This is a genomic window from Actinomycetospora chiangmaiensis DSM 45062 (assembly GCF_000379625.1).
GTDB classification, from domain to species: domain Bacteria; phylum Actinomycetota; class Actinomycetes; order Mycobacteriales; family Pseudonocardiaceae; genus Actinomycetospora; species Actinomycetospora chiangmaiensis.
This window is the reverse complement of the sequence record NZ_KB903237.1, coordinates 1-9920: the sequence shown is the minus strand read 5'-3', so window position 1 is coordinate 9920 and position 9920 is coordinate 1. Positions and strand designations below refer to the sequence as shown.

12 protein-coding genes and 2 pseudogenes are annotated in these 9920 nt (G+C 65.6%); 11 read left to right on the top strand and 3 right to left on the bottom strand.

Annotated elements, in window-relative coordinates:
• Positions 1-229, bottom strand: a 229-nt coding sequence (locus A3CO_RS0116990; RefSeq protein ID WP_026204699.1) for a transposase, incomplete at its 3' end; no start/stop codon positions are given.
• Positions 230-709: 480 nt separating this feature from the next.
• On the opposite strand from A3CO_RS0116990, the gene A3CO_RS37030 reads away from it, so the two are divergent.
• Both A3CO_RS37030 and A3CO_RS38210 read left to right on the top strand, forming a co-directional pair.
• Entirely contained in the window at positions 710-1504 is a 795-nt protein-coding gene (locus A3CO_RS37030) for an SLATT domain-containing protein (protein ID WP_084682007.1), read from the top strand.
• A 541-nt stretch (positions 1505-2045) separates the two neighbouring features.
• The gene (locus A3CO_RS38210) at positions 2046-3539 is read left to right on the top strand and encodes a hypothetical protein (RefSeq protein WP_157647666.1); all 1494 of its coding nucleotides are present in this window, start codon (positions 2046-2048) and stop codon (positions 3537-3539) included.
• 41 nt (positions 3540-3580) lie between these two features.
• On the opposite strand, the gene A3CO_RS37025 is transcribed toward A3CO_RS38210, so the two are convergent.
• On the bottom strand, positions 3581-4012 hold the full coding sequence (locus A3CO_RS37025) for an NUDIX hydrolase (protein WP_084682005.1): 432 nt from the start codon (positions 4010-4012) through the stop codon (positions 3581-3583).
• 75 nt (positions 4013-4087) lie between these two features.
• On the opposite strand from A3CO_RS37025, the gene A3CO_RS0116975 reads away from it, so the two are divergent.
• From A3CO_RS0116975 to A3CO_RS0116940, 9 genes and pseudogenes are all read left to right on the top strand, one after another.
• Positions 4088-4864, top strand: a complete 777-nt coding sequence (locus tag A3CO_RS0116975; RefSeq protein WP_018333437.1) for a GntR family transcriptional regulator — start codon at positions 4088-4090, stop codon at positions 4862-4864.
• A 108-nt stretch (positions 4865-4972) separates the two neighbouring features.
• Positions 4973-5386: a hypothetical protein gene (locus A3CO_RS0116970; protein WP_018333436.1), complete on the top strand. Its 414-nt coding sequence runs from the start codon at positions 4973-4975 to the stop codon at positions 5384-5386.
• Positions 5383-5592: pseudogene (locus tag A3CO_RS39600) on the top strand (WhiB family transcriptional regulator); the annotation flags it as partial. The gene A3CO_RS0116970 and the pseudogene A3CO_RS39600, both read left to right, overlap by 4 nt.
• 166 nt (positions 5593-5758) lie before the next feature.
• Positions 5759-6991 (top strand): hypothetical protein, encoded by a 1233-nt coding sequence (locus tag A3CO_RS0116965; protein WP_018333435.1) that lies wholly within the window; start codon positions 5759-5761, stop codon positions 6989-6991.
• Positions 6988-7212 (top strand): hypothetical protein, encoded by a 225-nt coding sequence (locus tag A3CO_RS0116960; RefSeq protein WP_018333434.1) that lies wholly within the window; start codon positions 6988-6990, stop codon positions 7210-7212. The genes A3CO_RS0116965 and A3CO_RS0116960 overlap by 4 nt, the downstream gene beginning before the upstream one ends.
• Positions 7209-7439: a hypothetical protein gene (locus A3CO_RS0116955; RefSeq protein WP_018333433.1), complete on the top strand. Its 231-nt coding sequence runs from the start codon at positions 7209-7211 to the stop codon at positions 7437-7439. The genes A3CO_RS0116960 and A3CO_RS0116955 overlap by 4 nt, the downstream gene beginning before the upstream one ends.
• Positions 7440-7505: 66 nt before the next feature.
• Entirely contained in the window at positions 7506-7787 is a 282-nt protein-coding gene (locus A3CO_RS0116950; protein WP_018333432.1) for a hypothetical protein, read from the top strand.
• A 3-nt stretch (positions 7788-7790) separates the two neighbouring features.
• Positions 7791-7916 (top strand): annotated as a pseudogene (locus tag A3CO_RS40080) (helix-turn-helix domain-containing protein); the annotation flags it as partial.
• 55 nt (positions 7917-7971) lie between these two features.
• On the top strand, positions 7972-9198 hold the full coding sequence (locus tag A3CO_RS0116940) for a tyrosine-type recombinase/integrase (RefSeq protein ID WP_018333431.1): 1227 nt from the start codon (positions 7972-7974) through the stop codon (positions 9196-9198).
• Positions 9199-9209: 11 nt separating this feature from the next.
• Here A3CO_RS0116940 and A3CO_RS32780 read toward each other — a convergent pair.
• Positions 9210-9920 (bottom strand): hypothetical protein (locus A3CO_RS32780; protein WP_033414587.1); only part of this gene is annotated, 711 nt, incomplete at its 5' end.

The window sequence follows — 9920 nt, the reverse complement described above, 5'->3', positions numbered from 1 at the left end:
ACCGGCGGAGCTCCTCGGACTCCGTGGTCGTCGTCCCCGGGACCTCACCGTCGTCGACCTGGGCTTGGCGGAACCAGCCGCGCAAAGTGTCCGGGGTGATACCGAGCTGCGGCCCGATCCGCTTGCACGCCGCGTTGACCGACAACCCCGGCTCCTGCTGGCGGGCCTCGCGGACCATCCGCTTCGCCCGCTCCCGCATCTCCTCAGTGAACTTCCTCGGCGCCGGCACGACCCCCACCTTCCCGTGGGATCAGAGCCTCCACCACAGCCGGGGCGCTTCATCCGCGCCGGCCGCATCGCCCGCCGCTGGGCCAAAGCCCAACGCCGCGCCCACCAGACCTGGAAGCCCCGCGTCGATCAGGCCACCGGCCGTGTCCGCTACCGACGCAGCCGCTCCCGTGTCCGTCTCGTGAGAAACGGCAACCGAGGCTGGATCGCTGTGGCACACGGTCCAACGTTCAGCTCGGCCCTCTGTCGAAGCCTTGGGCTACTCGACGACTAGCGCGTCGACCTAGACGCGGACGTGATCCGATCATGTCTCGGTCGACAGCACATGAGCCGGCCCCGCCCTCTCTAGCGCTGGGTTCAGTCGCGCTAGGACTGTCGGACACGTGTGGTATGTAACTGGTGCCCTCTCAGTACCACTCCCAACGGACCCGAACAGACGTCCAACCTCAAGGAGAAGGAATCTGCACCGGTGTCGAATCCCATGTCGCACCTCTTCGAGATTAATAAGCGAGTGCTGGAGCAAGAGGCGGACGTCAGGCGGGCCCGCCTCCTCCTTCGGCTAGGATATCTGGGATTGATCTTGGGCCCTGCCACCCTAGTTGCGATCTACGTACTTGCAATCACAGTAGGACGTCAAAGAGACATCGGCCCCTACACAGGATTGCCGGGCTTCCTCGCAGTCGGCATAACCGCTCTATCGGCTTGGTCGATATACTGGCACGTATTCAAGGCTGACACATCATTAAGGCAGCTTGACTTAGAATTGCAGGCGCTGCAAGAGGAGCGGCGCCTCAAGGCGGGTACAGTTAGGTTAGATCAGAGGGCACGCCGGTCGGCGTATCGGGTTGAAGTCGGAAGCGACCTCCTTGCTTTCCGTAAGAACAGCAGGTACTACCGGCGAGTCCACAATGCTCTTCAATCAGTCGTCATTATCGGGTCAATCGCGTCAAGTGCGCTCTCCGGGCTCTCCATTGAGCTACAGCAGTTCAGATGGGCGACCGTACTCCTGACATTTGTAGTGGGGATTGCAGCCGGCTTCATCGGCTACTTCAAGTTTCGCGAGCGGAGTTTCTATCTGCAGCAAACCGCGGACGCGATTGAGCACGAAGCTAGCTCTGCAGATTTAGGCATCTATCGATACGCCGACATATCAAACGACGACGACAGGGTGCTCCAACGCTTCGTTGAAGAGGTCGAAAGACTCAAAGTAGAACAACGTAAGCGAGAACAAAACTTGGACCAGCCGCACGAACGCACCGACGACCAAGCCGGCTGACGCGAGCGGTCCGACATTACTCGGCTTCTTTGACCATCGAGGAGATGAAGCAGTTGTGTTCGTGAGTATTTCACACCGTCGGCCTTCGCCATGAGAGGCGTGACCCCCGGACCGTAAGCCTCTACCGCTCGCTAGACTGCGTACGGTTGACGTACACCGTTTGGGGGTTGGCGTGACAGAGCGATCGCGCTGCACTTGGGGCGATAATGACAATGCCTGTACAAACATCCCGCCGATCGAGAGTCCTGACGGACGGTGCGTAAAGCATCTGGGATCAGCCAACGCTCCACTCGTCCGCTTTTTACAGGGGCAAGCTCAGCAAGGTGTCGTCAATCTTTCAGATTGCACGATGGATATTCAAGACTTGGCCACAGTAGCACACAAGGCGTCCGAATCAGGGCAGGGCGACCTATTCTCGCAATCCGAGCTGGTCCTAACGAATGTCACTCTACTCGACACGAGTCCCATTGAGTGGCCGCCAGCGTTAGCGATATTCAGGAGCCAGTCCCTACTTGGCGTTAACGCAAGAAATACTATTACGATGAAGTCCGCGTTCAAGACTGGCAGTCGTATCGAAGGAGGACACTACTATGGTGGAGTAGTGTTCAGCGGTATCGGCGTCGTCGATACCGAGATCCGGGGGGCAAGCTTCGGCGACGATGTCAAGTTCCTGGGCTGCAATCTCAGCAGTGTCAAAATTTCCTCTTGCTACCTCGGAAAAAGTCTTTCGTTCGACGAGGACTGTAAGTTGGAGAAAGACGTAGAAGTCTCAGACATTCAGAGAGTCGAGGGTGATCTGTCAATCGTTTCGACTTCTCTTGGCGACCGCTTCGCGATCAGCAATGTCGAGTGCGGCTCTCTCTATATTCGGCATGTCACCAGCGCCGAACACCCCGTGCTCTACAACGTCGAGTCAAGAGGCTCTGTTTATATACTTGATAGCACCTTTGGAGAAGAAGCTAGATTTGAGCAGGTTTGCGGGAACGACATCGTCTCTCTTGGGGGATGCATCTTCCGAGACCGACCTATAGTCGAATTACAAAGTGTAGCTGACCACGTAGCAATCTCCGGAGTTACCGTTGGAAAGATGGCAGACGTGTCTGTCGCCTCAACGCGAGTCGCCATCGAGAAGTCTGACTTCGAGGGCGGGGGGTCGATAAGCGTCCGAGGTGAGGATGTCTCAATCTATAGACTCAAGAGCTCGGACCCTCTAACTTTGAGTAGATCGGCTAACGCACCGACTAGCGCGCCAGCCAACGCCAAATTGAAGTCCCTCCGCGATCTCGACGTTCAGAACGTTACTCTCGATGGTCTCGATCTGAGTGAATGCTCGCTTGGTGAAGTGAGAAATATGGAAAAGATGAGGATCGAGAGTACTGTGGTATTTGCGGCGAGAACTAGCCGAATGATGACGAGAAGACGCCTTCTCGCTGACGAAGCAGCCTGGCGGAAGGGTCGTTCTCACTTCTGGCCCGGCTGGAGATGGCTTCCTTTTCGCCGTCCTCGGGGCGAGGAGGCGAACACGACGCTTACACTGGAACGGCAGTACCGTATGTTACGTAAGGGACTAGAGGACGGCGGAGACCAGCCTGGCGCGTCGGATTTTTATTATGGCGAAATGGAAATGCGGCGTGCCAGTGCCAGCGGGTGGGAGCGGCTATTACTGAAGGTCTACTGGGCCGTATCTGGCTACGGTCTGCGCTCGTCGCGCTCGATAATTGCCTTGACGGCAGTGTTGCTTCTTGCGTCGCTTGCACTGTGGCGCTATGGCTTCTTGCCGCCCCAGACTACGGCTTACGACGTTATGCACCAGGGCTCAACCACCAGCGTGATACCTAGACAAATTCAAGGGCCGCAGCCTGATCTTGCTAGCAGCATCGCGTTCACGGTGCGGACTGCAACGTCGCTCACCCGTCCAGGCAATCTGCCGCCTCTCACGGCGTGGGGCGAGGTTTTGGAGATCGCCGTCAGGGTAATTGGCCCGATTCTAGTGGCACTCGCTGCGCTTGCCGTGCGCGCTCGAGTCAAGCGCTGACCGTAGGACCAGGACACTTCACTTCTCACGTCTTTGGCTCTTCAGGAAGTGTCCACCACTCTTACACCGTCGTGGACCTTTACCGGGACGCCTGCCTGGAACGCATCCGCCACGCGGACGGAATACGCCTCGTCCATTAGCGACATTACTCGGCCAACGGAAACCCACTGCACATCTGCACTTTCGTCCGATCTTACGGTGGTTCCTGCCTGTGGACTGCAACGGAAAACAAGGGAAACAATGCCGCGAGCCATATTCTTGTAGACGCCCGATAAGCGTTCAACTTTGACATGGATACCAGTTTCTTCGAAGACCTCGCGCTCGACTCCCTCTTCCGGCGTTTCGTCGAGTTCGAGCACTCCGCCCGGCGGCTCCCAATGGCGGTTGTCGCGGCGCTGGATGACGAGGACGCGGTCATGGTCGTCGACAACGACGCCGGCGACGCTCACCGAGTGCTTGGGCGTGTCCGCCACTGTCGCCTCCTGACGTCCGTCAACGTTCGGTAGCGTTCGGCACTGATCGTAGAGGTCCAGTCGTCTGGAGGAGTCGTGCAGCTCGGGGGCATCGACCGCGCCGACGACCGGCCGCCCTACCGGCAGATCGCCGATCAGCTCAGGGCGGCCATCGACCGCGGCGACCTGGTGGCCGGCGACAAGCTGCCGAGTGAAGCGGTGCTCATCGAGCATTACGGCGTGGCCCGCATGACGGTCCGCCAGGCCGTGCAGGAGCTGCGCAACGAGGGCCGGGTCGTCGCGGAGCACGGCAAGGGCACCTTCGTCCGCCAGCCCGTTCAGGTCCGACGGCTCGCCTCCGAGCGGTTCGCCCGGCGGCACCGGGAGGCCGGCCTCGCCGCCTTCAGCGTCGAGGCGCAGAAGGCCGGCTTCACGCCCAACGTCGACCAGCTGGAGATCGCGACCGGCCCGGCGAGCCCGGAGATTCGGGACCGCCTCCGCCTGGCCGACGACGAGGAAGTCGTGAGCCGGTCACGGCGCTACCTCGCCGACGGGCAGCCGGTCGAGACAGCGGTCTCCTACCTGCCCGCCTCTGTGGCAGCCGGCTCCCGCATCGTCGAGGCGGACTCCGGCCCGGGCGGCATTTACGCGCGCCTGGAAGACATGGGCTTCGAGCTGGACCACTTCACCGAAGAGGTCTCGGCCCGGATGCCAACCGCCGAGGAGCGCCGCCGGCTCCAGCTCACAGACGGCGTGCCCGTCGTCGTGCTCGTTCGCACCGCCTACGACACGACCGGTCGCCCGCTAGAGGTCTGCGACACCCTCAAGGCAGCCCCGGCCTACGTGCTGGAGTACGAGGTCCCGGCGCGCTGACCTGGGCGGATTACGAGTCCATCACCTTCAGCATTGCTCCTCTAGACGACTAAGTGACCACTGCTAGTTTCAAGACGACTAGAGAAGTACGAGCGAGGAGAAGACGACGTGATCCAGAACTACAAGGTCGACCAGGGCGCGACGTTCGAGTCGTTGCTGTTCCTGTCCTGCGAGCCCAAGACCGCCTTCGGTGACAGCTCGCGGCAAGAGACCACCGAGGACGGCCTCCCCAAGTGGGAGGCCCAGCTCGTCGCCCGCTTCCGCCAGTTCGGGCGGGCCACCAACGAGATCATCAAGGTCGGGCTCGTTGCCGAGCACCAGCCCGGCGCCGACCTCGCCCCCGCCACCCCGGTCCACCTCATCGATTTCGAGATCGGGGTGATGGACAAGAAGGACCGCGACGGCAACGTCACCGGAGCCCAGGTCTGGTACCGCTGCTCGGAGGTCCGCTCCACCGCCGCCGCGGGCCGGGCCCGGGGCAGCAACAGCGGTCAGGGTTCGACCGCTGAGGCCGCGTCATGACCTGGCAGCGGCACGCCGCGTGCCGCGACGCCGACCCGGAGCTGTTCTTCCCGCCCACCGACGACGACACCACCGAGATCGTCGCCCGCCACGTGGTCGCTGTCGCCCCCATCTGCGGCGGCTGCCCCGTTGCCACCGAGTGCCTGCGCTGGGCGCTCGACGTGGGCGAGGACACCGGCCTCTGGGCTGCGACCACCCCCACCGAGCGACGCGCCATCCGCCGCTCACGGCTGGCCGGCGTCCCTGACCCGGTGGCCGACGACGAGCCCATGTGCCCGGCCTGCGCACTGCTGTTTCCCATGCCCGCCGTGGACGGCGAGCTGTGCTCGCGCTGCACCGAGAGGAACGCGGCTGACCACCAATCACACGCCCATGAGGCGCCACCCGGTCCGCTGGCACACCGGCGGGCCGGGTGCCGCCCAACGGCTCCTCGGCCGCCTCCGTGCCCGCCTCGAGGAGCAGCGCCGCGCCGAGGCCCACCGCCTGCTCGAGGCGGACCTGCGCGGCCTCTGGCGCGAGGCATGCACGGGAGTGGGGCTCTGCCAGCACATCGACGTCGCCGCCGGTCTCACGGTGCGCACCCCGCGGTTCGGTGCTCTGCGCCTCGCTCCGACCGGGACCTCCTTCACCGTCGAGCTGCTGCCTGGAGGGGAGCCGACGGACATCGAGGCCCACGCCGCTCGGCTCGCGCACTCGCTCGGCTTTGCTGGGCTGCGCATCCAACCTCTGGCCGGCCGCTGGGTCCGCGTCGTGCTCTTCGAGATCGACCCGCTCGCCTCCACCTACCGACTTCCGCGCACCGTCACCGGTCGCGCTGACGACGCGGTGCTCCTGGGCCGGGCCGAGGACGGCGCCCTGATCGAACACGCCCTGGCCTCCCCCGGCCACCTCGCGGTGCAGGGCCAGAACGGCTCCGGGAAGACGCAGCTGTCCTACGGGCTGCTAGCCCAGCTCTGCGCGGCCGGGGACGTCCTGATCACCGGTTCGGACATCACCGGTCTCCTGCTCGGACGCGTCTGGAACGGCACCGCCCACCGCGACTGGCAGGTCACGGGTTCCCGCGACCTCGCCGCCCACGCCGAGCACCTCGACCGGCTCGTGACGTGGATGGATCAGCGCCTCGACGCCATGCCACCGCGTCAGGACTCGGTCACGCCGACCGTCCAGACCCCGCTGGTGCTCGTGGTCCTGGAGGAGTTCCCCGGTCTGCTCCGGGCGGCCCAGGCCAAGGACAAGAAGCTGGCGGAGCGCATCACGAGCGCGGTGCTGCGGCTCCTCTCCGAGGGCCGCAAGGCCGCGTTCCGAGTGCTGATGCTGGCCCAGCGCTTCGAGGCCAACGCGGTCGGCGGCGGCTACGCCCGCGACCAGTTCGCCGTCCGGCTCTCGTTCCGCGTCCCAGCTGACTCGCTGGCGATGCTGCACGGGGACGACGCCCGGCCCCTCGGCCCGGAGCACGCCAACGCCGCCCCCGGCATCGCCTACCTCTCCGCACCCGGCCACGACTGCACACGCCTCCGCGCCCCCTACGTCGGCGGCTACGGCCACTTCTGCGATCGCATCTCCCAGCTCGCCCGGCGAGCCGATGGCACCGAGGAGACGCCGTGAACGACAACCCCGCCCTCACCAAGTACCGGGTCCCGGCCAACGTCGCCGTCGTCATCGAATCCGGCTCCTTGGTCGTCGTCCTGCGTCCCCTCGCCGACCCCGATCTCGCCGTCGAGGCGGTGCTCACGTCGAAGGAGGCGCTCGACCTGGCCCGCGTCCTCGACGGCACCACCGGCCACCTCACCGCCGGCTCGGCGCAGCTCGGGGCGGTGGCCCCATGAGCCTCGTCGCGATCGTCGTCATCGCCGCCCTGGTCACCGTCCTGCTCGCCAAGAGCCACAAGGCCGGCCCTGCCGCTCTGGCCGGCGTCGTCACCGTCTGCCTGCTCTTCGCCGCCTTCCCCACCCTCGGCCCCGCCGTCACCAGCGGCACCGCCGAGTTCGCCCACCAACTCGGCGACGCCACCGACCGAGCCGCCACCGTCCCGGATCAGGAGGCCCGGCGATGACCACCCCCGGTCGCCCGCGACATCGAACGCGCCGCCGAGAACATCCGCGCCGCCAACCACGCCACGATGCACGGCCACCTCGACGGCCCACAGACCTACAGCGCCGTCGGGAACCTCGCCGAGCTCGTGGGCCGCCTGCCCCAGGTCCTCGACTACCTCGCCCGATCCCTGCGCCGCGCCGAACTCGCCCGGCACTACGACGACCGCGGCCACGACCCCGCCGACGCGCTCGACCACGCCGACGCGGACCTCGTCGACGCCCGCCGCGAAGCCGACGCCCTGCTCGACCACCTCAACGCCGCCCACAAGCACCTCGGCCACCTCGGCCGCCGGCTCTCGGAGGACTGACCCATGGATGCCCTGCTGTTCACCGCCGAGGAAGCCGCCGAACTGCTCAAGATCAGCCGCTGCAAGGTCTACGACCTGCTTCGCAACCACGACCTCCGCTCGGTCAAGATCGGCGGCTCCCGCCGCATCCCCCGGTCGGCCTGGAGGATTACGTCGCCCGCCTCCTCGACACGGAGGCCGCCTGATGGCCGAGGAGAAGCGGCGGCCCCGCCGGGCCAACGGCGACGGCTCGATCTACCAGCGCTCCAGCGACGGCAGGTGGGTCGGGAGCGCCTACGTCTACACGTCCTCCGGCCAGATCAAGCGCCGGCCGGTGTACGGATCGAGCTACGACGACGTCCGCGCCAAGCTCGACGAACTCAAGGTCAACTCGGCCAACGGGATACCGGTCCCGGACCGCTCGTACAGCGTGGCCCAGTGGTTCGAGCGGTGGTTGACCACGATGCGCTCAGAACGGCGCCCCACGACCTACGTGGGCTACGAGAACGACGTCCGGCTCTACATCGTCCCGGGACTCGGCAAGAAGCCCCTGAGGAGACTCAGCGCCGCTCACGTGCGCGCCTTCATGGCCGGCGTCCGCGAGCGCTGCCTGTGCTGCGCCCACGCCTACGACCTCCGTCGACCCGAGGACGAGCGGTGCTGCTCGGTCGGGCGCTGCTGCCGTCGCCACCCGTCCCAGCGTCAGGTCCAGTACGTGCACGCCGTCCTCCGGAACGGCCTCGCGGCCGCCGAGCGCGAGGAGCTGGTCACCCGCAACGTCGCCAAGCTCGTCCGGGTCTCCGTCCCGCGCTACAAGGTCGGCAAGGGCCTCACGGTCGAGCAGGCGCACAAGCTCCTGGACGCGGCCAAGGGCCGGCGGCTCTACGCGCTCTACGTCGTCGCCGCCACGCTCGGGCTCCGCCACGGCGAGCTGCTCGGGCTGCCCTGGCGGGACCTCGACATCGAGCGGGCCACCGTCACCATCGCCCAGACCGTTCAGAGAGCCGACGGCCGGCTCTACATCGCCGAGGCCAAGACCGAGGCCTCCGAGGCGACGATCCCGCTGCCCAAGGTCACCCGGCGGGTGCTGCTCGAACACCGCGAGCGGCAGGAGCAGGAGCGCACGGCCGCCGCCGAGGTCTGGCAGGACAACGACCTCGTGTTCGCCTCGACCATCGGGACCCCCACCGAGCCCCGGAACCTGGGCCGAGATTTCGAGAAGGTCCGCGACCTGGCCGTCCTCCCCGGCGTCCGCCTCCACGACCTGCGCCACACGGTCGTCAGCCTGCTCCTGGAGCAGGGGACGCCACCCCACGTCGTCCAGGCCATCGCCCGCCACGCCCACATCGACGTGACGATGTCGATCTACGCCCACACCAACCTCGACGCCATGCGCCAGGCCCTCGACGCCATCGAGTGGAAGGAGCTGTGATGCCCCACTTTCTACTTCGGGCCGCGCTTCCTGATCACATGGCAGAAGGCGTACACGGCCAACGGCGAAAGGGCGAGGTCGACCACTCCAGGAAGTCCTCCGAGGTCGTAACCGTAAATTTGCATCACGCTTGCGATCACCAGGATGTCGAGCGACGTGAAGATCGTGACGATCTGCCCCGTTGTGAGGCCTTCCACGGCGGCTACGACGCTGGTGGCGTGCTCGAAAGCCTCCCCGGCCTTGCCGTCAAGCGCGTCCTGCTCGACGTTCCCGAGCAACTCGCTGACGGGCTCCGACTCGACGATGCTCTCGACGGCGCTCCGAAGCTCGTCGGACTCGACCAGCTGCTCGACAGCGCCCTCCTGGTCGAGGGCGTCTGCCAGGTCGCCCACCCGTGGATCCTCAAACAGTCGAGCGGTGCTGATCTCCGCGATCTGACTGGTCAGGTCTCGTATCCGGCTCTCGGAGAGCCCCGTCGCTGCCCGCGTGAGCGGCTGGAGCGAGACCGAGGCGTACGTGTCGAGGTCCGCCCACCGTCCGTTGAGGAGTTCCGGCGGGATGCCTCCGACGGTGAGCCGCGAGTTGGCGATCAGCGACGCGGCGCCCGCGCCCCCGATCATCGCCGCTTGCTCGTAGATCCTCTCCAGCGACAGCCGCGAGTCCCCGACCAACGACGCGGCGCCCGCGCCCCCGATCGTCCCCGCCTGCTCGTAGATCCTCTC

What these genes read in the sequence shown, in the direction of transcription:
- A3CO_RS0116940 (WP_018333431.1), top strand. Translation starts at nt 7,972, where the DNA reads ATGGCCGAGGAGAAGCGGCGGCCCCGCCGGGCCAACGGCGACGGCTCG.
- A3CO_RS0116955 (WP_018333433.1), top strand. Translation starts at nt 7,209, where the DNA reads ATGAGCCTCGTCGCGATCGTCGTCATCGCCGCCCTGGTCACCGTCCTG.
- A3CO_RS38210 (WP_157647666.1), top strand. Translation starts at nt 2,046, where the DNA reads ATGAAGTCCGCGTTCAAGACTGGCAGTCGTATCGAAGGAGGACACTAC.
- A3CO_RS37030 (WP_084682007.1), top strand. Translation starts at nt 710, where the DNA reads ATGTCGCACCTCTTCGAGATTAATAAGCGAGTGCTGGAGCAAGAGGCG.
- A3CO_RS0116950 (WP_018333432.1), top strand. Translation starts at nt 7,506, where the DNA reads ATGCACGGCCACCTCGACGGCCCACAGACCTACAGCGCCGTCGGGAAC.
- A3CO_RS0116965 (WP_018333435.1), top strand. Translation starts at nt 5,759, where the DNA reads ATGAGGCGCCACCCGGTCCGCTGGCACACCGGCGGGCCGGGTGCCGCC.